Source organism: Mesobacillus thioparans, assembly GCF_965138835.1.
In the GTDB taxonomy this organism is placed as follows: Bacteria; Bacillota; Bacilli; order Bacillales; family Cytobacillaceae; genus Mesobacillus; species Mesobacillus thioparans.
This window is the reverse complement of the sequence record NZ_CBCSFH010000010.1, coordinates 94,343-119,723: the sequence shown is the minus strand read 5'-3', so window position 1 is coordinate 119,723 and position 25,381 is coordinate 94,343. Positions and strand designations below refer to the sequence as shown.

The window sequence follows — 25,381 nt, the reverse complement described above, 5'->3', positions numbered from 1 at the left end:
CATTGAAAACTGAATTTATTTTTTCTTTTTCCATTTAGGAAGGTTGATTTTCCTGATGAATCTGCAGGTCATAAAGTGGCCAAGCAGGCATACATATTAAGTAAGCGAATGTCAGGAGGATCAATGATGGATGATATCTTATCTTTTTTGCCGAAACGGATTGCTGAATTGCTGGATGCAGTGCCTCCTAATGACAAAGATGGAATGGAAGAGGTGCGGATCCGGATTAACCGGCCGCTTGAAATAACGGTGAGAGGAAAACCGACTTTCCTGCCGTATATCATTCCACCAGAGGATGCTGTCCAGCTGTTGAATAAGCTAGGGCATTTTTCTATGTATACACTGGAGGAGGAATTGAAGCGCGGTTATATTACAATTGCCGGCGGCCATCGTGTCGGGCTTGCCGGGAAGGTCATCCTTGAAAATGGTTCTGTCAAAGCAATCAGGGATATCTCTTCTTTCAATTTCAGGATTGCAAGGGAGAAAATCGGCATTGCCGAGCCGCTGATGCCATATTTATACCAAAACGGCTGGAAGCACACGATGATCATCGGGCCGCCGCAGACGGGGAAAACAACATTGCTAAGGGATATAGCCAGGATGATTTCAAGTGGTGTCCCTGCGAAAGGAGTCCCGCCTCTGAAAGCGGGAATTGTCGATGAACGATCGGAAATTGCTGGATGTGTAAAGGGTGTGCCGCAGCTAACTTTTGGACCAAGAGTCGACATACTGGACTCGTGTCCGAAAGCTGAAGGCATGATGATGATGATCCGTTCCATGAGTCCCGACATCCTCGTCGTTGATGAAATAGGCCGGAAAGAGGACGCCGAGGCAATCCTTGAAGCTGTCAATGCAGGAATCAAGCTGATCATGACTACGCATGGGGATTCCCTGGAGGATATCCAAAAAAGGCCAACCTTGAAACCAATCTTAGAAATGGGTATTTTTGATCGATTTGTGGAACTTGGAAGAATTTCAGGACCGGGGACAATCACTTCGATTCGAGAAGGAAGCGGAAAAGAGATTCGCCAAAAAGTGAGAGTGACATAAATGATAAAAATAATCGGAGCAATATTGATTATCCTGGCGACGACATGGACAGGTTTTGAGGCATCAAGGCATCTTAGTGAACGGCCCAGGCAGCTTCGGCTTTTGAAGTCGGCATTGCAGTCACTGGAAGCGGAAATCATGTACGGGCATACACCTCTCCATGAAGCCTCGAGGAAGCTGTCGGAGCAAATGGCGAGGCCACTATCATGGTTTTTCGAGACATTTTCTAAAAAACTGACTGAATCAGAAACAACGGTGAAATCCGCATGGGAAGAGAGCCTGAAAGAAGTCTGGAAACTGACAGCCTTCAAACAGGGGGAGTTTGAAATCATGAAGCAATTTGGAGAAACGCTTGGCAGGCATGACAGGCATTCTCAGCAAAAACAAATTCTCCTGACGATCTCCCATCTTGAAAGAGAAGAAGCAGATGCCTGCGAGAAACAGATGAAATACGAAAAAATGGTGAAGAGCATCGGCTTTTTATCCGGTTTACTATTAATCATCTTACTGATGTAGCGTTTAGGAGGAGGACAAGATGGGTCTTGAAGTGGATATCATTTTTAAAATAGCAGGTGTAGGCATTGTTGTCGCGTTTTTGCACACGATTCTCGATCAGGTGGGGAAGAAGGAATACGCGCAGTGGGTAACGCTGTTTGGTTTCATCTATATTCTTTTCATGGTTGCATCGATTGTTGATGATCTATTTCAAAAAATCAAATCGGTTTTCCTATTTCAAGGGTAAGGGAGGGCTTTGCGATTGAAATCCTTCAAATAACAGGTGTAGCACTGATCGCAACATTTCTGGCACTGATTGTCAAAGAGCAGAAACCTAATTTTGCCTTTTTACTGATTGTGTTTACGGGTTCAGCCATTTTCCTTTTCCTCGTCGATCAAATCTATCAGATCATTTCGATGATCCAGAAGCTGGCGGCCAATGCGCGGGTGAATGTTGTTTATGTGGAAACAATCCTGAAAATCATCGGCATCGCCTATATTGCCGAATTCGCGGCCCAAATCACTAAGGATGCTGGTCAGGGTGCAATCGCCTCAAAAATCGAACTGGGCGGCAAAATCCTAATTCTGGCCATGGCCATTCCGATTCTAACGGTAATGATTGAAACAATCATTCGCTTGATTCCGGGCTGACTCAAGGCCCGCCCTAAAGAGGTGAAAGAAGTTGAAGCAGCGTCTGCAGTTCATACTTGGCATTCTATTGATCCAGCTATTTTTTTTCATCCCAGGTGTACAAGCTGCGGGTGATGAACCGGAAACAAACTCCTTGATCAATCCGGATAAAATCGCCAGTGCCCAGCTTGAAGATTTGAATATCGATGAGCTTAAGGGATTCTGGGAAGATATCATCAATAAATATGATGGCTACCTTCCAGAAAGCCAGAAAGGCAGTTTATATGATTTTATCAGCGGTGAGAAGAAATTCTCTTTGAAAGAATGGTTCAAGGGGATTTTGAATTTCGCATTTCATGAATTCATTGTAAATGGAAAATTGCTGGGATCCTTGATTCTGCTGACTGTTTTCAGCATGTTTCTTCAAGCCCTGCAAAATTCCTTTGAAAAAAGCACCATCAGCAAGGTTGCCTATTCCATTGTGTTCATGGTGCTGATCATCATCGCGCTCAACAGTTTCCATGTAGTCGTCGATTACACGAATGACGCGATCGGGACAATGATCCAATTCATCCTTGCGCTGATCCCGCTTCTGCTGGCATTGATGGCCACATCGGGAGGATTGATCTCTGCAGCTTTTTTCCATCCTGTCATTCTGTTCATGATGAACACGAGCGGGATGTTCATCCAATACGTGGTTCTGCCATTGTTATTCCTATCAACGCTTTTGAGCATCGTCAGCATCCTGTCTGATCAATACAAGGTCACACAGCTGGCCAGCATGCTCCGCAACTGGAGCGTCGGACTGCTTGGCATCCTGCTGACAGTATTCCTTGGCGTCATTTCCGTTCAAGGAGCCTCTTCTGCGATTACGGATGGAGTCACTGTCAAAACAGCAAAATTCATTACAGGGAATTTTGTCCCCGTTATAGGCCGCGTTTTCACAGATGCGACCGATACGGTCATCAGTGCTTCCATGCTTCTGAAAAATACAGTCGGGATAGCAGGTGTTGCCATACTGCTTATCATCGCAGCCTTCCCGGCAGTCAAGATCCTCATGGTTGCCTTTATCTATAAATTTGCGGCAGCGATTCTCCAGCCGCTTGGTGGCGGCCCTGTAATAACCTGTCTCGATATTATCAGTAAAAGCATCATCTATGTATTTGCGGCACTCGGCATCGTTTCCTTGATGTTCTTCCTGACGATCACAGTCATAATTGCCGCAGGGAATTTAACGATGATGGTGAGGTAAGGAGGAGGAGAAAATGGATTTTATAAAAGAGTGGGTCACGAATATCATCATCTTCATTCTCCTGGCGACCGTACTGGATATGCTGCTGCCTAATTCGAGTTTCCAGAAATACACCAAAATTGTGACGGGATTGATTTTGATTGCCATCATCCTGTCTCCGGTAATGAAACTATTCACATCTGACTTTGAAACTGCGATTGCTTCAATGGGCCAGCTCAGCGGACAGGAGGATGAAAAGATAAAAAATTCAATAGAATTTAAGAAAAAAGAAATACAAGCCTCCCAGCATGCATATATTTTAGAAACAATGGCTGTCCAATTGAAAACAGCCGCAGAGGAGGAGTTGATGGAACAGCAAGGAATGGAGATTGCTAATATCGAGCTTGAAGTAAATGATCAGGATCGGCGGTCTTTCCCGGAGAACCTGGAGTATGTCATCGTCCATCTGAAAAAAGCAGAGGATGAGGGAGAGACTGTGGCAGTAGTAAGAGAAGTAGTAATTGATACGAATGCGCCCCTTCCATCAAAACAAACCTCTCAGAATACAGATCAAATATCTTCTCTTCTGTCAGAAAAATGGAATGTTCCTGAAAAATCAATTCAAATCATGATAGAAGGGGGGAGTGACGAGCATGGACAATGAGAAAGGGCCCCTGAGCTGGCTCAGGAAACAACTGGGCAGCAAGGACGGGCCGCCGGAAAAGAAATCCGGCAAATACCAATACTTAATAATTGTCGTCCTATTCGGCGCAGCCATCATGCTGATCGGCAATATCATCGGCGACAAGAATCCTGACACAGCAGCAGTTACTGCTAATCAGCAGGCGGAGACTGAAGAGGATGCTGCAGTATTCGGACAGAAAAAATCAGCCGGAAACGATGTCATTTCCGAATATGAAGAAGCATATGAAGCCCAGTTGACCGAAATCCTTGAAGGCATCAACGGTGTCGGTGATGTCACTGTTTTTGTGAATGTGGATGCTACTGAAAAGAAGGTTCTTGAGAAAAACTCAGTCATCCAATCACAAACGACGGATGAAACCGATCGTGAAGGCGGCACTCGCAAAGTCCAGGATGCATCACAAGACGAGCAACTAGTCATTATCAGGAATGGTGATAAAGAGGTGCCCATCGTTCTCGAGACAAAGAAGCCTGAAATCAGGGGTGTTCTCGTGGTAGCAAAGGGTGCCGAAAATATACAAGTGAAAAAATGGATTATCGAGGCGGTCACAAGGGCCTTGGATGTTCCGAACCATCGTGTGGCTGTCATGCCTAAAAAATCTAAGGGGGAATAATAGATGTTATTGAAAAAGCAAACAGTTTGGTTATTGACGATGTTGAGTCTTGTGGTTGTACTTTCGGTGTATTATATCACTTCGCCAGAGCAGCAGAAGTCCAATCTTGCAGGGGTTGAAGAGAAGAAGGCAGATGATAAGGAAACAGCAGCGACGGAATCGAAGGATGGCAAGACAGTGATCTCAGGAATCGCCAGCGATGAGAAATTTGAAGCGCTTCGCATGAAGCTAGAAGAACAGCGCACTAAGCAAAAAGAAGAGCTGCAGACAGTAGCAGCATCAACAGACCTGCCTGCAGAACAAAGAAGCGAAGCAATCGATAAAATGAATAAAATTGATGCAATCTCACAAAAAGAACAAATTCTTGAAACATTGATTTCTTCCATGGGATACGAGGATGCATTAGTCCGTGCGGATGGAGATAATGTCAGGATCACAGTAAAAGCCAAAGAACACTCAGCATCAGCTGCCAACGAAATCATCCAGATGGTCCGTACAGAGTTAGGTTCTTTCCAGCCGGTAGCGGTCCAGTTTGATCCAGCAAAATAAAATTGTAAATTAAAAGGGAAGGCGCATGCCTTCCCTTTTAATTTTGCTGCAGTTTCATTAATTGATCCAATGATTGGTGAGCAGCTTCGATGGATTTAAATAGCTGCTCGTGATGCTCGGTTTGCGAGATTGCTGAAGAGGATATCTCCTCCAATGCTGCACTCGCCTGCTGGATGACGGAACTGAAGCCCGCAATCGAACTTTCGATTGCCACCGAGGAATCCAGGATTGATCTTGTCAATTCATCCTGCTCGGAAATATCCTTTTTCAACCCCCTGAAAGTCTGATGGATGCTCTTGAACGCTTCCATCGTTTCTGCTGCCAGTTCGAGGTTACCCGTTAGCTTTTCTGCAGTCATGTTGACGCCTGTTTTTGTCTTCGAGGTGTCATTCATGACACTTTTGAGGTTTTCAGTGATCTGTGTTGCTGTGTTGCTTGTTATGTCAGCCAACTTCCGCACCTCTTCGGCAACAACGGCAAAACCCTTGCCGCTGTCTCCCGCCCTGGCAGCTTCAATTGATGCATTCAGTGCGAGCAAATTAGTTTGTGAGGCAATACCCTGGATGTCGGATGCGAAGCTGGCTGTTTCTTTGATCAGTGAAGAAAGAGACAGGATATGAACGTTGACACTTTTCATATTATCATAAGAATCCGTAAGCTCTTCTATCAGGTTGGACATCAACTCATCGCCTCTCTCGGTAACAGAGGCTGCAGCCACTGCATCGTGATTCAGTTTTTCGACGAGGTCCGATGTTCTGGCAATCACCTGGTTCGTCCTTTCAAGGGATTGGGTGATGTCCATAACCGAATCTGACTGAATGTTGATTCCAGCTGATATTTCTGTCACCGATTGGGTCATTTCGATGGAAGACTCGTAATTTTCCCGGCTTTTGAATTTTACTTCATCGATCAGGTTTGCGATGCTCCTGGTGCTCGAGTTGATTACTTCTTTCGTTTCTGAATCTTTCACCAACAGTCTTTCTGTTTCCTGCTGGGCTGAAGCGATAGTCTCTGCAAGCTTTTTTGAAATCGAAAATTGAAAAGCAAGCATGACTGTCACTAACATGTACAGAAGATAGATGGTCACATAATTCTTCGGTTCCAATGGCAGTTCGTTCCCGTGTAGCAGCGTGAATATCGTAATGAGCATGAAGCCCAGCCCGGACGCAAGAAACAGCAATTTCCTGTCCATGTAGATTGCCGCTGCCGCAAGGATAAAGTAGAGCAGTGAGAAGGCTGCAGGGGAAACACTGGTTTCCATGATCATGTACAAGACACCTGAGACAATGAACACAGATAAATATGGAATGAAGTAAGCCAGCTTTTTAGAATAGTGGAGCAAGGCGACCAGCCCCACACCCAATCCTCCGCCCACAATAATCGACAGGATGACGGCAAGCTCTTTCTGCATGGCGATATCCACTGCCGCGGCCAAAATAACGGATACAAAAGTGGCTTTGACGGTTAAAGAATTTTTCCTTTGTAAATCCTCATGTTTAATCTCTTCGATTGTTTTCATATAATATAGTCTCCTCGCAAAACAAACTAATGTTATATTCGCTAGAAATTTCGGGATTCCTGTCGTATAAATTCACTTTTTTTTCAGAAAATATTAAAATAGAGAAGTAAGGACAAGAAACAGTGTTACATATTGAATTTTTACATGGTATTATCGTATAGTGTTAGTATCTAGTCTTAATTATGAAATGGACAAGGGGTGCCTAAAAATGTTAAAAGTACAGGAAATCAGAGAGTTAATTAAATTAGTGGATCAATCAAGCATTGATGAGTTTTCATACGAATATGAAGGATCAAAAATCAAAATGAAGAAGCACGGAGAAGTGAAATCCGTGGTTGAACATGTCCAGCAAGCTGCACCGGCGCCTGCGCCACAGCCAGTGCCGGCAGTCCAGGAAGCACCGCGTCTTGAGCCTAAAGTCGAAGCGGCAGCAGTCCAGGAAGTGAAGCAGGAAGAAGCCCAGGATACTTCGGATTTACATAAAATTGTTTCACCAATGGTGGGGACTTTTTATGCATCTTCTTCACCAGAAGCAGATGCATATGTGAAAGCGGGATCCAAAGTAAGCAAGGATTCAGTCGTGTGTATTGTCGAAGCCATGAAACTTTTCAACGAAATCGAAGCCGAAGTGAATGGGGAAATCGTCGAAATTCTAGTTAAAGATGGACAGCTTGTAGAATACGGCCAGCCTTTATTCCTGGTTAAGCCCGAATAAGGAGCGATATTGATGATAAAAAAAGTACTGATAGCCAACAGAGGAGAAATAGCAGTCCGGGTCATCCGTGCCTGCAGGGAATTGGGAGTTGAATCCGTAGCTGTTTATTCAGAGGCAGACAAGGAATCACTTCATGTCCAGCTTGCTGATGAGGCATATTGCATCGGACCGAAGGCTTCAAAGGACAGCTATTTGAATTTCACGAATATTATCAGCGTTGCCAAGTTAACTGGATGCGATGGCATTCATCCGGGATACGGTTTCCTTTCAGAGAATGCCGATTTTGCTGAGCTATGCAGGGAGTGCAATATCACTTTCATCGGTCCTTCTCCTGAATCGATCCAGAAGATGGGGACTAAGGATGTTGCCAGGGAAACGATGAAGGAGGCGAATGTGCCGATCGTGCCGGGTTCACAGGGGATCGTCGAAAGCACGGAGGATGCAGTCAGACTGGCGAATGACATCGGTTACCCGGTCATCATCAAGGCGACGGCTGGCGGAGGCGGTAAAGGGATCCGTGTTGCCCGGACCGAGCAGGAGCTGATTAAAGGGATCAACATCACCCAGCAGGAAGCGATGACAGCGTTCGGCAATCCTGGAGTTTATATTGAAAAATATATAGAGGACTTCCGCCATGTCGAGATCCAGGTGCTTGCTGACAGCTACGGCCATACCATCCACCTGGGAGAGCGTGATTGCTCGATCCAGAGGCGCCTGCAAAAACTGCTTGAGGAAACACCTTCCCCGGCGCTTGACGGAGAAATCAGGGCAGAAATGGGCGAAGCAGCGGTCAAGGCTGCAAAAGCAGTTGATTATACCGGAGCGGGCACGGTAGAATTTATATATGACTACCGCAATCGTAAATTTTATTTCATGGAAATGAATACCCGTATCCAGGTTGAACATCCTGTTACTGAAATGGTGACAGGCGTCGATTTGATCAAGGAACAAATCAAAATTGCTTCCGGTGAAAGGCTGCAGCTTAAACAGGAAGATGTTGAATTCAATGGATGGGCGATCGAATGCCGCATCAACGCGGAAAATCCAGCGAAAAATTTCATGCCATCAGCAGGCAAAATCAAAATGTATCTCCCTCCAGGCGGTTTTGGTGTTAGAATAGATTCAGCGGCATATCCTGGATATACAATCCCGCCTTACTATGATTCAATGATTGCGAAGGTCATTACTTATGGAAGCAGCAGGGAAGAAGCGATTGACCGCATGAAGAGAGCGCTAGGTGAGTTTGTGGTAGAAGGAATCCACACAACGATCCCGTTCCACCTTAAGCTGCTGAACCATGAAAAATTCGTGGAAGGGCAGTTCAATACGAAATTCCTGGAAATGTATGATGTGATGTCAGAAGAATAATAGGAGGGTCTAGCCATGAGTGAACAGCAACATTTGCTTGAAATGAGTCATGACGAAAACGGCTTGGGAAAAGTGGAAATTGCACCTGAAGTAATCGAAGTCATTGCGAGCATCGCTGCATCAGAAGTAGAAGGTGTCATGCAGATGCGCGGCAGCTTCGCAGCTGGTGTAGTCGAAAGACTTGGAAAGAAAAACCACGGCAAAGGCGTAAAGGTCGAGCTTGTAGAAGACGGAATCAAGGTTGACGTATATTGTGTCATGAAGTTTGGCGTATCGATTCCTGTGGTTGCACAGAAAATCCAGGACAACATCCGCCAGGCATTATTGAACATGACCGCACTTGATGCAACAGAAGTCAATATCCATGTAGTCGGCATTCAGTTCGAAAACCAAAAAGTAGAACCTGAAATCGAACAAGAAGTTTAATCACCGAACCAAAGGCATAAATATACATGCCTTTGGTTTTTTTTATAGTTTGAGGACAGCCGAGCCATTCTGAGTTAAAGCTGTCCGAAGCAGGCCTGAGTTCGGACAGGATGACGAGTTTTCCGGTAAAAGCTGTCCGAAGTAGGCCTGGGTTCAGACAGGTTTGCGTGATTTTTAGTAAAAGCTGTCCGAAGTAGNCCTNNGTTCAGACAGGNTTNCGTNATTTTTAGNAAAANCTNTCCGAAGNAGCCACGTGTTCGGACAGGATTGCGGGTTTTCCTGTAAAAGCTGTCCGAAGTAGGCCCGAGTTCGGACAGGATTCTGGGTTCAGCATTAAAAGCTGTCCAAAGCAGCCCGATGTAAACCCTGTAACCAACCCAGGCACTGGAATGGTTAATAATATCCACTAATTCTTTGCTTCAACCAGATATTTCCGTTTGTTTTGATTAACTTTTTTCTAAAAAGTGAAAAATAATAGGAAACCATGCTTTATCAGATGTGATATGCTATTATTTTGTTAGAATCAGACAAGCGATAAAAGGAGCTAAAGAATTCCATGAAAAGAAGAACAGCGAGAGAAAAGGCATTGCAAGCCTTATTCCAGATTGATATAAGCAAGGTGGAAGCAGCGGATGCGATTGAGCATGTGCTTGAAGAAGAAGCTGGGGATGACTATCTGAACAAGCTTGTTTACGGTACTGTCGAGCATCAGCAGGAGATTGATGAGGAGATTAAGGTATACCTGGAAAAGTGGTCCCTTGACCGCCTGGCAGCTGTTGACCGTAATCTGCTGCGTCTGGCCGTGTATGAATTGAAATACTGCAATGAAGAGGTACCTATGAATGTCGTTCTTGATGAAGCGATTGAAATTGCTAAATTATATGGGGATGACCAATCAAGCCGGTTCATTAATGGTGTTCTGTCAAAAGTGAAGCAAAGCATTTCCTGACACCATTGAAGCATGCAGGTTGGCCTTTCCCTGATTACATAGGGGGAGATAGTATGGCTGCTAAAATTATTGATGGAAAAGAAATTGCAAAAAAGAAAAGACTCGAAATCGCAGATCACGTCCAGGAATTGAAAAAACAGGGTGTCACTCCTGGGCTGGCTGTCATTCTTGTCGGAGATAACCAGGCATCGAGAACCTATGTCACCAGCAAGCAAAAAACGGCAAAGGAACTGGGAATGCATAATGTCCTGATTGAATATCCCGTTACGATATCCGAACAGGAGCTATTGGCCAAAATCGGGGAATTGAATAATGATGAAGCCATCCACGGCATTCTGGTACAGCTGCCTCTTCCAGATCATATCAGTGAAAAGAAACTGATCGAAGCCATTTCCCCGGATAAAGATGTCGATGGCTTCCATCCAATCAATATCGGGCGAATGATGACCGGACAGGATTCTTTTTTGCCATGTACTCCTTATGGTGTGATGGTGATGATGGAGGAAATCGGAATCGACCTATCCGGCAAGCATGTAGTCGTGGTAGGCAGAAGCAATATTGTCGGAAAGCCAGCAGGACAACTGTTTTTAAATGAGAATGCTACCGTTACATATTGTCATTCCAGGACGAAAGATTTGAAAGAACACACAAAGCAGGGAGATGTCATTGTAGCTGCAGTGGGTAAAGCCGGATTGATTACAGCGGACCATATCAAGCCTGGAGCCGTTGTCATCGATGTTGGCATGAACCGGGACGACGAAGGCAAGCTTTGTGGGGATGTCGCTTTTGCTGAAGTAAAAGAAAAGGCCGGCTATATCACCCCGGTGCCGGGCGGAGTCGGACCAATGACGATTGCTATGCTGATGTACAATACTTTGAAGTCGGCAAAAAATCATATGAACAGGCTTCAAAACTCAAATCGATAAGGTGTGATCCTGTCCATATCCGTTATGGTTAGAAACTGAAAATCCACTTGTGTTAAGTGACGAATCGGGATTCTAAACTTATAATGGATATGGGCAGTTTTTTATGAAGGCTCTATTATCCGCCTGTATGAAAGACTGTACGAATCTCTAAGGGAATATTCAGATGTTCCGCCAAAGGAGTTTTCCAATGGAGCAACAGCGTTATCTTACCGTCCATGCGTTAACCAAATACATAAAACGAAAATTCGATGCTGATCCCCATTTGCAGGGTGTATATATCAAAGGTGAAATTTCCAACTTCAAAAGGCATTCCAGCGGTCATATGTATTTTACACTCAAGGATGAGAAAGCTCGAATCCTTGCAGTCATGTTTGCCGGATCGGCCCGGAACATGAAGTTCAGGCCTGAGAATGGAATGAAGGTGCTGGTCAGAGGAGATATTTCCGTTTATGAAGGCAGTGGCCAGTATCAGGTTTACATAAAAGAAATGAAGACCGATGGAGTCGGCGATTTATTTGTGGCCTATGAGCAGCTGAAAAAAAAGCTTGAGCAGGAAGGTCTCTTTTCACCTGAATACAAGCAGCCAATTCCCAAATACCCCAAAGCGGTCGGGATTGTCACATCCCCTACAGGAGCAGCCATCCGTGATATATTGACGACGATCAAAAGGAGATATCCAATCACAAAGGTGCTGATTTTTCCTGCCCTCGTTCAGGGAGAGCAGGGTGCCCCTTCCATCGTGAAGGCGATCGAGAAGGCGAACGAGCGGGAAGAGCTTGATGTTCTGATCATCGGACGCGGAGGCGGATCGATCGAAGAATTATGGAACTTCAATGAAGAAACCGTCGCAAGGGCGATTTTTGCATCGAAAATACCAATCATTTCGGCAGTCGGCCACGAGACAGATTTCACTATTGCTGATTTCGTAGCAGACATGAGAGCACCAACGCCAACCGGTGCGGCTGAACTGGCTGTCCCTCATATCCAGGAATTGATCGAGAGAGTCATGAATAGGGAAACCAGATTGATGAGGGCAATGAGGGAAAAGGTGTTTTTCCAGCAGGAGCGCTATCAGCGGCTGATTAGGTCTTACGCGTTCCGCTATCCAAGGAAATTGTATGAGCAAAAGCTTGAACAAGTGGACAAGCTGACTGAATCGTTGACCCGCGGAGCTGGGAAGCTGTATTCCACTAAACACGATGCGCTTGTCCAGCTGAAGCGAAGACTGGAACGGAGCCATCCAGAGGAACTAAGGAAAATCTCTGCCGAGAGACATATTAGAACAACCCGGGCATTAAACCGCGCCATGACAGCTGTTGTGTCAGAAAAGAGAAAAGAGTTCAACGGGATCCTCTCGACTCTTGAAGCATTGAGCCCGCTGAAAATCATGGACCGCGGTTATAGTCTGGCCTACACAGATGATGGCAATTTAATCAAGACAATCAACCAGGTAAAGCCTGAGCGGAAAATATACGTAAAGCTTTCTGACGGAAGCATTAAATGCGTCGTCACACATATTGAGGAGAGTGAAAACAATGGCTGAAGAAAAAAAGCTGAACTTTGAACAGGCGATGAATCAATTGGAAAGCATCGTTGAAAAATTGGAAGAGGGCGATGTGCCATTGGAGGAAGCCATCTCGTTTTATAAAGAAGGAATGGAATTATCCAAGCTTTGCCATGATAAGCTAAAGAATGTGGAAGAACAATTAGCCCAGATCATAACTGAAGATGGACGGACTGAAAGCTTCTCCATAAATGAGGAGGAATAGTATTGCATCCTGTTTCACTGGAATCTTTTACAAAGAAATATAAGGCTCTTCTCGAGGAGCGTCTCAGGGATGCAGTTGGTTCCCTGGAGACTCCGGAAAACCTTGCTAAGGCCATGCTCTATTCATTGGAAGCAGGAGGGAAGAGAATCCGTCCGCTCCTGGTGTTTGCGGTGATTGACGCCTTCGGAAAAGATCCGATCCATGGACTTGAAGCAGCTGCCGCGATTGAAATGGTCCATACATACTCTTTGATCCATGATGACCTGCCAAGCATGGATGATGATGATTTAAGAAGGGGAAAGCCGACGAACCATAAGGTATTCGGGGAAGCCACGGCAATTCTTGCGGGAGATGCATTATTGACACTGAGCTTCAATATGATCGCGGAAATGCCAGAGGAGTCAGCGTCCGACAAGGTCAAGATGTCACTGGTAAGTCGGTTGTCAACTGCCGCAGGAGCTGCAGGTATGGTTGGAGGCCAAGTGGCGGATATGGAAGGTGAGCATAGGGAACTGACGCTCGAACAGTTGGAATATATCCATATCCATAAAACAGGAAAATTGCTTGAATACAGTATCATCGCTGGAGCGGAGATTGCCGGGGCAACTGCTGTTCAAAAAGAAATACTCGTAAGGTTTGCTTATCATCTTGGACTTGCTTTCCAGATTCGTGACGATATCCTGGACCTTGAAGGCACAGAGGAAATGATCGGCAAGCCAGTCGGAAGCGATACAGCCAATGAAAAAAGCACCTACCCAGCCTTGCTTGGACTGGATGGAGCCAAGCAAGCCCTTCAGGATCACCTGAGCAGTGCTAAGAATGCCCTGGCATCAACCGGACTTCAAGTGGATATCCTTACAAAAATCACTGATTTGATTGGATTGAGGAACCATTAGAAACCTGTGTTTCATTGAAGTGCACTTCGTTCGTGTGCTATAATAAGCTGTTAGCACCATGGTGTTGGCAGCTTTTTTTATACATAAATAACACATCTTATGAAAATAGATGCCATAATTTCAATGTATAGCTTGAAAACCGTTCTTTATTTAATATATGTTATTACTAACAACTTTTTTAGAATAAGGCTATTTTTGTAAATTATTGTTGCGTTTCTCCTTGGATCTGAAAATTCAATCCTCGGAAATGCGATTATCAATCATACGAAAACAGCCTGGAATAAAAATGGCGGAGTTATAAGTCAGAAATGAAAGTGAGTGGTCCGAATGGATCTTTTATCGATAAAAGACCCTTCCTTCTTGAAAAATCTTTCGAAAAAGGAATTGGAAGAGTTAAGCAGGGAGATTCGGCAGTTTTTGATAGAAAAGTTATCGGTCACCGGCGGTCATATTGGACCAAACCTGGGAGTGGTCGAATTAACGATTGCGCTTCATAAATGCTTTGACAGCCCAAAGGATAAATTCCTCTGGGATGTTGGACATCAGTCATATGTCCATAAAATCCTGACGGGGAGAGCCTGTCAATTCGATACTTTGCGTCAGTATAAAGGACTCTGCGGTTTCCCGAAAATGGTGGAAAGCGAGCATGATGTCTGGGAAACTGGCCATAGCTCAACATCATTATCAGCGGCTATGGGGATGGCAATTGCCCGTGATTTGAAGGGGGAGAATTCCCATATCGTTCCGATCATCGGTGATGGTGCCCTTACAGGGGGGATGGCGTTAGAAGCGTTGAACCATATAGGACATGAAAAAAAGAAGCTGATCGTGATCCTGAATGATAATGAAATGTCCATTGCGCCGAATGTGGGAGCATTGCATAATGTCCTGGGACGCTTAAGGACAGCTGGTAAATACCACTGGGTAAAAGATGAGCTTGAATACCTGCTGAAGAAGGTCCCTGCCATTGGCGGCCAGCTGGCGGCCACTGCCGAGCGGATCAAGGACAGTTTGAAATATCTGTTCGTTTCAGGCATCTTTTTCGAAGAGCTGGGTTTCACTTATCTTGGCCCAGTCGATGGCCATGATTATGACGCTCTTTTCGAAAATCTTGCGTACGCTAAAAAGCAAGAAGGACCAGTACTGCTTCATGTCATAACGAAAAAAGGCAAAGGATACAATCCGGCTGAAAATGATAAAATCGGTACCTGGCATGGAACCGGTCCTTATAAAATGGAAACTGGTGCTTTCGTAAAACCTGAATCCGCACCGCCTGCTTGGAGTAAGCTTGTCAGTGAGACTGTGAGGAAAATTGCACGGACAGATGAGCGGATCGTGGCTGTAACACCAGCCATGCCTGTTGGTTCAAAACTTGAAGGCTTCGCAAGCGAATTCCCTGACAGGATGATTGACGTCGGAATTGCCGAACAGCATGCAACGACTTTTGCTGCTGGCCTGGCGACTCAAAATATGAAGCCATTCCTTGCGATCTATTCAACCTTCCTGCAGCGAGCCTATGACCAGGTAGTCCATGATATATGCCGCCAGAACCTGAATGTGTTCATCGGCATTGACCGTGCCGGTCTCGTTGGAGCAGATGGTGAAACGCATCAGGGTGTATTCGATATTGCATTCCTGCGTCATCTGCCGAATATGGTCTTGATGATGCCGAAAGATGAAAATGAAGGACAGCATATGGTTAATACAGCAATCAAGTATGATGATGGACCGATTGCAATGCGATACCCTCGAGGCAATGGCCTCGGTGTCCCAATGGATGAAGAACTGAAGCAAATCCCGATCGGCAGCTGGGAAGTGCTGCGAGAGGGAGAAGATGCGGCGATCCTCACATTCGGGACGACAATCCCGATGGCTATGGAAGCTGCGGAAATCCTGGAAAAGCAAGGTGTATCTGTCAAAGTTGTCAATGCCCGTTTTATCAAGCCTCTTGATGAAAAGATGCTTACAGGGATCTTGAAAGAAAATATGCCGATCCTGACGATCGAGGAAGCTGTCCTGCAGGGCGGTTTCGGAAGCTTTGTGCTTGAAACGGCACATGATCTTGGCTATCAGCATGTTGAAATCGACAGGCTGGGGATTCCGGACAAGTTCATCGAGCATGGCAGTGTCGACAAGCTGCTCCAGGAAATTGGCATGACAACAGAAGATGTTGTGCTCAGAATGCAAAAGCTTGCAAGACAGAAACAAAAAAGGGCGTAATCAATGAAAATAAAAAAAGAACGTGTAGATGTTCTGCTGGTCGAACGCGGTCTTGCCGAAACACGGGAGAAAGCTAAGCGGACCATCATGGCAGGACTTGTCTATTCAAACGAAAACAGGCTTGATAAGCCGGGTGAAAAAGTGAACATGGATATCCCGTTGACGGTAAAGGGAAATCTGCTTCCTTACGTAAGTCGCGGCGGATTGAAGCTTGAAAAGGCTCTAAAGGTTTTTGACCTTGATGTCAAAGGGAAAAAACTTCTTGATATCGGGGCTTCCACTGGCGGGTTTACTGATTGCGCTCTTCAGAATGGCGCTGAAATGTCATATGCGCTTGATGTTGGCTACAACCAGCTAGCCTGGAAGCTTCGCCAGGACGAAAGAGTCGTCGTGATGGAGCGAACGAATTTCCGTTATGTGAAACCAGAAGACCTTGTAAAAGGAATGCCGGGTTTCGCAAGCATTGATGTTTCGTTCATTTCACTCCGGCTCATCCTTCCAGTTCTCAAAACATTGCTGGTGCCAGGGGGCGATGTTGTGGCCCTCGTAAAACCGCAGTTTGAGGCAGGAAGGGAACAAGTAGGCAAAAAAGGAATCGTCCGTGACAGGAAAGTCCACGAACAGGTTTTGGACAGGATTATTTCTTTTTCGATCGAAGAAGGATATGATGTCATGGACTTAAGCTTCTCTCCAATCACCGGCGGAGACGGCAATATTGAATTCCTCCTCCATCTTAAGTGGAATAATCCAGAAGATGAAAAAGGCAAATTAATGTTGAAAATCCTGCCTGAAGCCGTTGTGACGAAGGCACATGACGAACTGAAATCGAAACAAAACAATGAAGAAGAATAGACTTTATCAGTCTGTTCTTTTTTTGTTCGCTTGAATAGTGTTCACCACTTTGTCAATTACGCCGCGATCTTTTGCCGAAAAACCACGAAAGATTGTACATTCTGCAGAAATCGGCTAACATATGAGTATATAAATGTTTCGGATTTATCCAGAGGTGATATGAATGAATAAAGGACAAAGACATATTAAAATTCGTGAGTTGATCGCGAGCAAGGATATCGAGACCCAGGATGAACTGGTCGACCGCTTGAAGGCTGCGGGTTTTAATGTAACTCAGGCCACAGTTTCCCGTGATATTAAAGAGCTTCATCTTGTTAAGGTCCCTTTGATTGATGGGAGATATAAATACAGCCTGCCAGCGGACCAGCGCTTCAACCCATTGCAAAAATTGAAAAGATCACTGATGGATGCATTTATCCGGATCGATCAGGCAGGTCATCTGTTAGTCATGAAAACGTTGCCTGGCAACGCAAATGCGATTGGGGCTTTAATCGACAATCTTGATTGGGATGATATATTAGGCACGATTTGTGGAGACGATACGATCTTGATTATTTGCCGTACTCCAGAGGATACTGAGCAGGTCACAAATCGTTTTCTTGAAATGCTGTAAATGGGGTGACGTTGCTTGTTAAATGAATTATCAATACGTAATTTCGCCATTATCGAAGCTTTATCTGTATCGTTCAATAAAGGCCTGACTGTACTGACTGGAGAAACCGGTGCCGGTAAATCAATCATTATTGACGCCATCCACTTGCTTGTGGGCGGGAGAGGTTCAGCTGAATTTGTCCGTCATGGAGAGGACAAGGCGGAGATTGAAGGACTGTTTTTTATTGAAGGCGATAATCATCCCTGTAAGGCGAAAGCTGCCGAATTTGGCATTGAAATCGAGGATGGGATGATTGTCTTAAGAAGAGATATTGCAGCCAGTGGCAAAAGTGTTTGCAGAATCAACGGAAAGCTTGTCACGATTGCTGTGCTGCGGGAAGTGGGATCAACATTGATTGATATCCATGGACAGCACGAACATCAGGAACTGATGGATGAAACAAGGCATATCAATCTTCTGGACCAGTTTGGCTCAGAGGAAATTCTGCCTGCTCTCCATGAATATCAACAAGTATACAGATCCTTTGAACAAACCCTTAAAAAGCTAAAAAGCCTCAGTGAAAATGAGCAGCAAATGGCACATAGGCTCGACTTGATTCAGTTCCAGCATGATGAAATCCTGTCGGCGAACCTGATGATGAACGAAGATGAGGAACTGCTGGAAGAAAGGCGCAAGCTTGCCAACTTCGAACGGATTTTCGAAAGCATCCAGACAAGCTATAACGCGCTTAACGGCGATCAGAAAGGGCTTGATTGGATCGGGTTGGTCATGGATAATCTGCAGAACGCTGCGGAATTGGATCCAGAATACAAAGCGGTCGCAGAGTCTGTCGCAAACAGTTTCTATATGCTTGAGGATGCTGCCAGAACAATCAGGAATGACCTGGATTCACTTGAGTATGATCCTCAGCGTTTGCTGGAAATAGAAGACAGATTGAATGAAATCAACCAGCTGAAGCGAAAATACGGTAAAACGATTGAAGAAATCCTTGAATATGCCTCAAAGATCGAAGAAGAGATCGAGACGCTGCAAAACAAGGAAGTCCATATCGGGCAGATGGAAAAGGAATTGGCATCGCTTAAAAAGGATTTGCGGATCGAAGCGCATAATCTGACTGAAACACGTAAAAAATGGGCCAAGAAACTGACGAAGCTGATCCATAAAGAATTAAAAGAGCTTTATATGGAAAAAGCTGTCTTTGAACTAAAGATCGATTCGGATTTGGACATTTTCCATAAGAATGGTGCTGACAAAGTGGAATTTTACATTTCCACTAATCCAGGGGAGCCGCTGAAGCCATTGTCCAAGGTTGCTTCCGGAGGAGAGTTGTCAAGAATCATGCTGGCACTTAAAAGCATCTTCTCCAAACATCAGGGTGTCACCTCCATTATTTTTGATGAAGTGGATACAGGTGTTAGCGGACGGGTCGCACAGTCGATTGCCGAAAAGATCTACAATGTGTCGACTGGTTCCCAGGTGCTCTGTATTTCTCACTTGCCACAGGTGGCGGCAATGGCGGATACCCACTTATACATCGCGAAGGTCATAAAAAGTGGACGGACCAAAACATCAGTTACACCACTGTCCTCTTCGGAAAAGGTAAAGGAGATCGGAAGGATGATTTCCGGTGTGGAAATCACGGAGCTTACAAAACAGCATGCAGAAGAATTGCTGCAGCTGGCACAGAATATGAAGGCTGTTACTTGAAAAGCTATCCATAAAGGGTAGCTTTTTTATTTTTATACCGGTTATAAATGCAGCGAGTCGAGGCAAAATTAAAGGTGTAGCCATTTTTGATGTGTGTGGACTAGAAGCGAGGAGAGTGAATGGATTGAAAAAAGATTTTCTCAGAAAATTTATTGGTGGAATTCTCCTTGTTTCATTAATTGCTTTAGGATTCGCAAAACCAGTACATGAATATTTATCTATTCCAGGCGATATAACCTTATTCGAGGGGCAAAAGCTTGATTTCCAGGCGAATGCAGTTCAAGTTTCAGCTCCCTTAAATGATTCGAACATCACGGTTGACCAGAAAGAAGAAACGGTTTCCATTGAAGCCAGGAGGCATGGCAAGGATGAGATGGTCCTTGAGTTAGCCGGGTTTCCGGTAAAAAAGGTCGATGTGAATGTCCTTAAGGACTTCAAGGTTAGGCCAGGCGGTCAATCTATAGGGGTAAAACTCAATACGGTAGGTGTCCTTGTGGTCGGACATCACCAGGTTCAGGCAGATGAAGGAAGGGTATCACCAGGAGAACTGGCTGGGATCAAAAAAGGCGACATCATTACAGAAATCAATGGACAGCAAATTGAAAAGATGGCAGACGTAGGTCCGTTTGTAAAACAAGCTGGAGCAGATGGAAAGCCATTGGACGTTGTTATAAAGCGGGAAAATGAAAAAATCAAAACCAAACTGCAGCCTAAAAAGGATATAAATGAGAATACGTATAAACTTGGCTTGTATATACGCGATTCTGCAGCGGGAATTGGAACAATGACCTTTTATCACCCTCAGTCAAAAAAGTATGGAGCACTTGGTCATGTCATTTCAGACATGGACACAAAAAAGCCCATCGTGGTTGAAGATGGACAAATTGTCAGGTCGACAGTTACATCCATTGAAAAAGGCGGAAAAGGCAATCCAGGTGAAAAACTGGCGCGTTTTTCATCAGACCGTGAAATAATTGGAAATATTCGAAGGAACAGCCCTTTTGGGATCTTCGGTGAATTGAACAAGGATATCACGAATGGAGTTTTTGACAAGCCTTTGCCTATTGCCCTGTCGCATCAGGTAAAAGAAGGGCCGGCGAAAATCCTGACGGTCGTGAACAATGACGAAGTTAATCTTTTTAATATAGAGATTGTCAGCACCATCCCGCAGAAGTTTCCTGCGACGAAAGGTATGGTGATCAAGGTTACTGATCCTGAGTTGCTTGAGAAAACAGGCGGGATTGTCCAGGGAATGAGCGGCAGCCCAATTATCCAGGACAATAAGCTTGTAGGTGCGGTGACACATGTTTTCGTAAATGACCCGACAAGCGGATACGGCGTTCATATCGAATGGATGCTGAATGAAGCCGGAATCGACATTTACGAAAAACCAAGAGAGCAGGCAAGTTAAGCAGGAATTCGGCGGCGGCAAATTGCCGCCTTTTCTTTTGTAAAAATAAAGATTATTCGACAAATTCTCTCTTGCTTTTTTGTCAACTATCGAAATTAGTCGAAAAACAAAGGAAAATGAAGCAAATATAAGAAAATATTACTTTTTTAAGAAAAAATTAAAAATAAAAGGAATTTCTGTTGCATTGTCGAATTAGTCATTTAGAATAGAATTTAGAGAAGAGAATATTTGTGATCATAATTGGACTGAGGAGGAACCAAGCAGTGAACAAAATAAAAGTATGCGTTGTTGATGACAACAGAGAATTAGTAGGTCTTTTGGAAGAATATATTTCTTCCCAGGATGATATGGAGATCGTTGGGGTTGCCCATAATGGACAGGAATGTTTAGAGATGTTGGAAGACACGGATCCTGATGTCTTGCTTTTAGATATTATTATGCCACATCTTGACGGTTTGGCAGTGCTTGAAAGGCTTCGTGACATGAAAAAAGGAATCATCCCCAATGTCATTATGCTGACGGCATTCGGTCAGGAAGATGTGACGAAGAAAGCAGTAGAGCTTGGAGCATCATACTTCATCCTGAAGCCATTTGACATGGAGCATCTTGGAGGCCATATCCGCCAGGTAAGCGGCAAGGCAAAATCGGTGGCAAGAAAGCCATCTTCCATCAATTATGGTAGAAATGCCGAACAAAAGCCTAAAAATCTGGATGCCAGCATTACAAGCATCATTCATGAAATCGGCGTTCCTGCACATATCAAAGGTTATATGTACCTGCGGGAGGCTATTTCGATGGTATACAATGATATTGAACTCCTTGGCTCAATCACAAAGGTCCTCTATCCGGATATCGCGAAGAAATTCAATACAACGGCCAGCCGTGTGGAACGTGCAATCCGCCACGCAATCGAGGTTGCCTGGAGCAGAGGGAACATCGATTCCATTTCCTCTTTATTCGGCTATACCGTGAGCATGTCAAAGGCGAAGCCTACAAATTCCGAATTCATTGCGATGGTGGCAGATAAACTGCGCCTGGAGCATAAAGCTTCTTGAAAGAGTTAGAAAAGTTTTAGCCATTTTTTCATACATCATAACGACATCTTACTTGACCTCGATAAAACTCGGGATTAAGTAAGATGTTTTTATTTTTTCGAGGGGGAAAGTTGGTCAATGGCTTGTCTGCATATTATGATATATATATTGTGACCGGAGATGGCTTAAAATAAAAACGCCCTAAAGGCGCTTTTATAAAAGTCAGTTCTCCTTATCTTTGTCAAGTTCGGCAAGCTTTTGCAGAAGGATATGCTGTGGCATATGCATGATCTGTTCAACTGGCACTCCTAATTTTTCCGAGAGCTTGATGGCTGTCTCGGCAGAAATATGTAATGGTCTCATTGTTAATACCTCCAAATAAAAGAATGGGTGTGATGGTTTATGACTCTTATTTTAGCACATCGCGGCTTTGCGGCTGAATATCCGGAAAATACCATGATAGCCTTCAAGGAAGCTGAAAAGGCAGGGGCTGACGGACTTGAGCTTGATGTCCAAATGACCAAAGACGGTGAGCTGGTAGTGATTCATGATGAAAAGGTCGATCGGACTACCGATGGAACTGGATTGGTCATGGATTATAATTATAAGGATTTAAGGAAATTGGATGCGCGTTTTAAATTCAAGGCTTTGCCTGAAAAACAACAAATTCCTGCGCTCAGCGAAGTCCTGGAGTGGCTGTCGAAAACAGGTCTGAGTTGCAATATCGAATTGAAGAACACCATTGTTCCATATGAAGGCATGGAAGAAAAAGTGATAAAAATGGTAAGGGATTATCAATTATCTGACAGAGTCATTATTTCATCCTTCAATCATTACAGCATCGTCCGTAGCTATATGTTGGCACCTGAGATAGAAATCGCTCCTTTGCTTTCGGAAGGTTTGTATATGCCGTGGGTGTATGCACAGTCTATCAGGGCCAGTGGTTTCCATCCTCACTGGAGAGCGGCGCCGGACCAAATCATCAAAGCGTCGCTTGAAAGCGGGATTGAAGTAAGGCCGTATACGGTTAATAAGGATGCTGAGCTGGAAAGGCTGTTCAGGGTTAATTGCAGTGGGGTCATTACCGACGATCCGGCAAAGGCATACAAAATAAGGCGAAATAAAAAACAGGCCTGAGAAAAATTAAGGCCTGTTTTGCTTTTTATTGCTATCAGGTATGCGGAAAATAGCCTGGACTTTATTTCTTTTTCGGTCACGATGCAGAATGAATCCTGCGATGAATCCCAATCCAGCCAGGAAAAAGATGAGTCCGGCAAGGAACTGAAGCCATAAATATGGAAAAGGTGCCTGCAAAATCCCGAATACCATGTCGCGCATCAGTTTTACACCTAAGGCTGCAATGATGCCTGGTATCACCATGATGATTAACGCTATGATCCTGATCATTTGGAATCCCCTCGTAATTTGTCCTCTTTTAAAAAGTATACTCAACCCCTGGTTTTTCCGCAATATATGTTGTTCCAGCGGAAATATCTCCAGAAAAGTTAGAAAACAAAGAAATTTGTCAGCGCATACAAAAACAATTACAATGGAATTGAAAGATTTTGCAGACTATAAATGCAATCCGTGAAATATTTTTCCAGACATGTGGTGGACATTATGCAAAAAATAATGATTGTAGGTGCAGGCAAGGGTGGTACGGCGATCCTGAACATTTTTAAACAAACGGCTGAAGTAATCGCTGTGGTGGACATCAATCTGAATGCCCCGGGCATACTGGCTGCACAGGAGGCTGGGATTCCGACCGGAACAGACTGGCAAGCGTACATGTCCGATGAATTGGACATTATCATCGAAGTGACCGGTGAGGATAAAGTATTCCGGGAATTAAGAGATGCCCGCAGTAAAAATACGGTGCTGATTCCGGGAAGTGTCGCGTTTCTGCTTGCTACCTTGTTGGAAGAAAAGGAAGAGTTGATCAAAACTCTAAGAAAAATTACATATGAACATGATTTGATCTTCAACTCCTCTGGGGATGGCATGGTCGTCATCAATACAGAGGGAACGGTAACTTTATTCAATAAGAGTGCAGAAAAAATCATTGGGATCGAAAGAGAGCTTGCTGAGGGCCGGCATGTGACAGAAATCATCCCGACAAGCAAACTGCCAAGAATCCTCCATACGAGGAAAGTGGAATCCAACCAGGAATTATTGCTTCCGAATGGAGCGAAAATCATCACGACCAGGATTCCGATCATTGATGAGAATGACCAGCTGATTGGCGCATTCTCTGTCTTCAAGGATATTACCGACGTGGTCAACCTTGCGGAAGAAATAACGAACCTGAAAGAAATCCAAACGATGCTCCAGGCAATCATTCATTCCAGTGATGAAGCGATTTCTGTTGTTGATGAAGATGGCCGGGGTATTATGATTAACCCTGCCTATACTAGAATAACTGGACTCGAAGAAGAAGAAGTGATCGGACAGCCGGCCACCGCAGACATATCCGAGGGCGAAAGCATGCATATGAAGGTGCTAAAGACAAGGAGGCCGGTTCGCGGAACTGCCATGAGGGTGGGGCCGAATAAAAAGGAAGTAGTCGTGAATGTAGCCCCTATCATCGTAGACGGGAAGCTGAAGGGCAGTGTCGGTGTCATCCATGACATGTCAGAAATCAAGAACCTGAACAGGGAACTCAATCGCGCAAGGCAAATCATCCGGACTCTTGAGGCGAAATATTCATTTGAAGATATTATCGGTCAATCAGAAGAAATGACAATTCCGGTTGAACAGGCAAAACTTGGAGCGAAAACACCGGCCACTGTCCTCCTCCGCGGCGAGTCAGGTACCGGGAAAGAGCTCTTTGCCCATGCGATCCACAATGCCAGCGACCGCAAGTTCAACAAGTTCATCCGGGTCAATTGTGCGGCTATTTCAGAGTCTTTGCTGGAAAGTGAATTATTTGGTTATGAAGAAGGTGCTTTCTCAGGTGCGAAAAGAGGAGGAAAGCGCGGTTTCTTTGAAGAGGCCAATAACGGGAGCATCTTCCTTGATGAAATCGGTGAATTGCCGGCAAATACCCAGGCAAAATTACTGCGTGTCCTCCAGGAAAAGGAAATTGTCCGGGTCGGGGGTACGAAACCGGTGCCAATCAATGTCAGGGTGATAGCGGCAACCAATCTTAATCTTGAAAAAGCGATAGCCAGGGGCAGTTTTAGAGAAGACTTATATTATCGTCTGAACCGGATGCCGATCCACATACCTCCACTGAGGAGAAGAAAAGATGATATTCCGCTGCTCTGCGAAAGGCTGATCCGGAAAATCAACCAGGACTATGGCCGGAATGTTGAAGGTGTATCTGATGATGCCATCAGGAAGTTAATCGAGTATGACTGGCCGGGGAATGTAAGGGAACTTGAGAATGTGCTTGGCCGGGCAATCATCTTCCTGAATTATAATGAGACAATCATCCAGGACGAGCATCTTCCTGAACTTCAAAATAACCAGGTGAAGGAAAAGGAAGAAGACGACGCCAAAGCCAAAGCAATCCATACAGAGACACTCGCAGTCCAACTGGAAAGATACGAAGCAAAAGTGATCAATTCTACCCTTGTTGCCGTGAATGGCAATAAAACGGCTGCTTCTAAGTTATTGGGCATCTCTGTAAGGAATCTTTATTATAAGCTCGAAAAATATGGGATTGAATTAAATGGCATGCAATAAATTTCACACTGTGCAGTT

At 44.6% G+C, this 25,381-nt stretch carries 27 protein-coding genes; 24 read left to right on the top strand and 3 right to left on the bottom strand.

Annotation, left to right across the window (positions count from 1 at the left end; genetic code table 11):
- Nucleotides 1-126 precede the first annotated feature (126 nt).
- The 8 genes from spoIIIAA to ACNAZ4_RS16450 are packed head-to-tail and all read left to right on the top strand — an operon-like array spanning nt 127 to nt 5,271.
- Nucleotides 127-1,050 (top strand): stage III sporulation protein AA, encoded by a 924-nt coding sequence (gene spoIIIAA / locus ACNAZ4_RS16485; protein WP_415816172.1) that lies wholly within the window; start codon nt 127-129, stop codon nt 1,048-1,050.
- Nucleotides 1,051-1,566, top strand: coding sequence for a stage III sporulation protein SpoIIIAB (gene spoIIIAB / locus ACNAZ4_RS16480; RefSeq protein WP_415816060.1), 516 nt, complete (start codon nt 1,051-1,053; stop codon nt 1,564-1,566).
- 19 nt (nt 1,567-1,585) lie between these two features.
- The gene (spoIIIAC, locus tag ACNAZ4_RS16475; protein WP_009794945.1) at nt 1,586-1,792 is read left to right on the top strand and encodes a stage III sporulation protein AC; all 207 of its coding nucleotides are present in this window, start codon (nt 1,586-1,588) and stop codon (nt 1,790-1,792) included.
- Nucleotides 1,793-1,806: 14 nt separating this feature from the next.
- Complete coding sequence (gene spoIIIAD, locus ACNAZ4_RS16470; protein WP_186326758.1) at nt 1,807-2,196, top strand: stage III sporulation protein AD; 390 nt, start codon at nt 1,807-1,809, stop codon at nt 2,194-2,196.
- Between the two features lie 31 nt (nt 2,197-2,227).
- Entirely contained in the window at nt 2,228-3,427 is a 1,200-nt protein-coding gene (gene spoIIIAE, locus ACNAZ4_RS16465) for a stage III sporulation protein AE (RefSeq protein ID WP_415816058.1), read from the top strand.
- A 13-nt stretch (nt 3,428-3,440) separates the two neighbouring features.
- Nucleotides 3,441-4,070, top strand: coding sequence for a stage III sporulation protein AF (gene spoIIIAF / locus ACNAZ4_RS16460; protein ID WP_415816056.1), 630 nt, complete (start codon nt 3,441-3,443; stop codon nt 4,068-4,070).
- On the top strand, nt 4,060-4,722 hold the full coding sequence (spoIIIAG, locus tag ACNAZ4_RS16455) for a stage III sporulation protein AG (RefSeq protein WP_415816054.1): 663 nt from the start codon (nt 4,060-4,062) through the stop codon (nt 4,720-4,722). Before spoIIIAF ends, spoIIIAG begins: the two co-directional genes overlap by 11 nt.
- A gap of 3 nt (nt 4,723-4,725) precedes the next feature.
- On the top strand, nt 4,726-5,271 hold the full coding sequence (locus ACNAZ4_RS16450; protein ID WP_415816052.1) for a SpoIIIAH-like family protein: 546 nt from the start codon (nt 4,726-4,728) through the stop codon (nt 5,269-5,271).
- A gap of 37 nt (nt 5,272-5,308) precedes the next feature.
- Here the strand turns inward: ACNAZ4_RS16450 and ACNAZ4_RS16445 are convergent, their stop codons facing one another.
- Entirely contained in the window at nt 5,309-6,790 is a 1,482-nt protein-coding gene (locus tag ACNAZ4_RS16445; RefSeq protein WP_415816050.1) for a methyl-accepting chemotaxis protein, read from the bottom strand.
- Between the two features lie 208 nt (nt 6,791-6,998).
- On the opposite strand from ACNAZ4_RS16445, the gene accB reads away from it, so the two are divergent.
- From accB to spo0A, 14 genes are all read left to right on the top strand, one after another.
- Nucleotides 6,999-7,505, top strand: coding sequence for an acetyl-CoA carboxylase biotin carboxyl carrier protein (accB, locus tag ACNAZ4_RS16440; RefSeq protein WP_415816048.1), 507 nt, complete (start codon nt 6,999-7,001; stop codon nt 7,503-7,505).
- Between the two features lie 12 nt (nt 7,506-7,517).
- On the top strand, nt 7,518-8,873 hold the full coding sequence (gene accC / locus ACNAZ4_RS16435) for an acetyl-CoA carboxylase biotin carboxylase subunit (RefSeq protein ID WP_415816046.1): 1,356 nt from the start codon (nt 7,518-7,520) through the stop codon (nt 8,871-8,873).
- A 15-nt stretch (nt 8,874-8,888) separates the two neighbouring features.
- Complete coding sequence (locus tag ACNAZ4_RS16430) at nt 8,889-9,299, top strand: Asp23/Gls24 family envelope stress response protein (RefSeq protein WP_415816044.1); 411 nt, start codon at nt 8,889-8,891, stop codon at nt 9,297-9,299.
- 556 nt (nt 9,300-9,855) lie between these two features.
- Nucleotides 9,856-10,248, top strand: coding sequence for a transcription antitermination factor NusB (gene nusB, locus ACNAZ4_RS16425; RefSeq protein WP_415816042.1), 393 nt, complete (start codon nt 9,856-9,858; stop codon nt 10,246-10,248).
- A 53-nt stretch (nt 10,249-10,301) separates the two neighbouring features.
- On the top strand, nt 10,302-11,174 hold the full coding sequence (gene folD / locus ACNAZ4_RS16420; RefSeq protein WP_415816040.1) for a bifunctional methylenetetrahydrofolate dehydrogenase/methenyltetrahydrofolate cyclohydrolase FolD: 873 nt from the start codon (nt 10,302-10,304) through the stop codon (nt 11,172-11,174).
- Nucleotides 11,175-11,361: 187 nt separating this feature from the next.
- Nucleotides 11,362-12,717 carry an exodeoxyribonuclease VII large subunit gene (gene xseA / locus ACNAZ4_RS16415; protein ID WP_415816038.1) on the top strand — a complete coding sequence of 452 codons (1,356 nt, stop codon included), beginning with the start codon at nt 11,362-11,364 and terminating at the stop codon, nt 12,715-12,717.
- Entirely contained in the window at nt 12,710-12,943 is a 234-nt protein-coding gene (locus tag ACNAZ4_RS16410; RefSeq protein WP_415816036.1) for an exodeoxyribonuclease VII small subunit, read from the top strand. Before xseA ends, ACNAZ4_RS16410 begins: the two co-directional genes overlap by 8 nt.
- 2 nt (nt 12,944-12,945) lie before the next feature.
- Nucleotides 12,946-13,839, top strand: a complete 894-nt coding sequence (locus ACNAZ4_RS16405) for a polyprenyl synthetase family protein (RefSeq protein ID WP_415816034.1) — start codon at nt 12,946-12,948, stop codon at nt 13,837-13,839.
- A 327-nt stretch (nt 13,840-14,166) separates the two neighbouring features.
- Nucleotides 14,167-16,059, top strand: coding sequence for a 1-deoxy-D-xylulose-5-phosphate synthase (gene dxs / locus ACNAZ4_RS16400; RefSeq protein ID WP_415816032.1), 1,893 nt, complete (start codon nt 14,167-14,169; stop codon nt 16,057-16,059).
- Nucleotides 16,060-16,062: 3 nt separating this feature from the next.
- The gene (locus ACNAZ4_RS16395) at nt 16,063-16,911 is read left to right on the top strand and encodes a TlyA family RNA methyltransferase (RefSeq protein WP_415816030.1); all 849 of its coding nucleotides are present in this window, start codon (nt 16,063-16,065) and stop codon (nt 16,909-16,911) included.
- Between the two features lie 163 nt (nt 16,912-17,074).
- On the top strand, nt 17,075-17,524 hold the full coding sequence (gene ahrC, locus ACNAZ4_RS16390) for a transcriptional regulator AhrC/ArgR (RefSeq protein WP_415816028.1): 450 nt from the start codon (nt 17,075-17,077) through the stop codon (nt 17,522-17,524).
- Nucleotides 17,525-17,539: 15 nt separating this feature from the next.
- Nucleotides 17,540-19,231, top strand: a complete 1,692-nt coding sequence (gene recN / locus ACNAZ4_RS16385; protein ID WP_415816026.1) for a DNA repair protein RecN — start codon at nt 17,540-17,542, stop codon at nt 19,229-19,231.
- A 124-nt stretch (nt 19,232-19,355) separates the two neighbouring features.
- Nucleotides 19,356-20,642: a SpoIVB peptidase gene (gene spoIVB, locus ACNAZ4_RS16380; protein ID WP_415816024.1), complete on the top strand. Its 1,287-nt coding sequence runs from the start codon at nt 19,356-19,358 to the stop codon at nt 20,640-20,642.
- A gap of 263 nt (nt 20,643-20,905) precedes the next feature.
- Entirely contained in the window at nt 20,906-21,697 is a 792-nt protein-coding gene (gene spo0A, locus ACNAZ4_RS16375) for a sporulation transcription factor Spo0A (protein WP_415816022.1), read from the top strand.
- Between the two features lie 201 nt (nt 21,698-21,898).
- On the opposite strand, the gene ACNAZ4_RS16370 is transcribed toward spo0A, so the two are convergent.
- A complete protein-coding gene (locus tag ACNAZ4_RS16370; RefSeq protein ID WP_144476422.1) occupies nt 21,899-22,039 on the bottom strand; it encodes a YycC family protein in 141 nt (46 codons plus the stop codon).
- Nucleotides 22,040-22,078: 39 nt separating this feature from the next.
- On the opposite strand from ACNAZ4_RS16370, the gene ACNAZ4_RS16365 reads away from it, so the two are divergent.
- Entirely contained in the window at nt 22,079-22,813 is a 735-nt protein-coding gene (locus tag ACNAZ4_RS16365; protein WP_415816020.1) for a glycerophosphodiester phosphodiesterase, read from the top strand.
- A 6-nt stretch (nt 22,814-22,819) separates the two neighbouring features.
- Here the strand turns inward: ACNAZ4_RS16365 and ACNAZ4_RS16360 are convergent, their stop codons facing one another.
- Nucleotides 22,820-23,083, bottom strand: coding sequence for a DUF2627 domain-containing protein (locus ACNAZ4_RS16360; protein WP_415816018.1), 264 nt, complete (start codon nt 23,081-23,083; stop codon nt 22,820-22,822).
- A 213-nt stretch (nt 23,084-23,296) separates the two neighbouring features.
- Here ACNAZ4_RS16360 and ACNAZ4_RS16355 point away from each other — a divergent pair, with 213 nt between their 5' ends.
- On the top strand, nt 23,297-25,363 hold the full coding sequence (locus ACNAZ4_RS16355) for a sigma 54-interacting transcriptional regulator (protein ID WP_415816016.1): 2,067 nt from the start codon (nt 23,297-23,299) through the stop codon (nt 25,361-25,363).
- Nucleotides 25,364-25,381 lie beyond the last annotated feature (18 nt).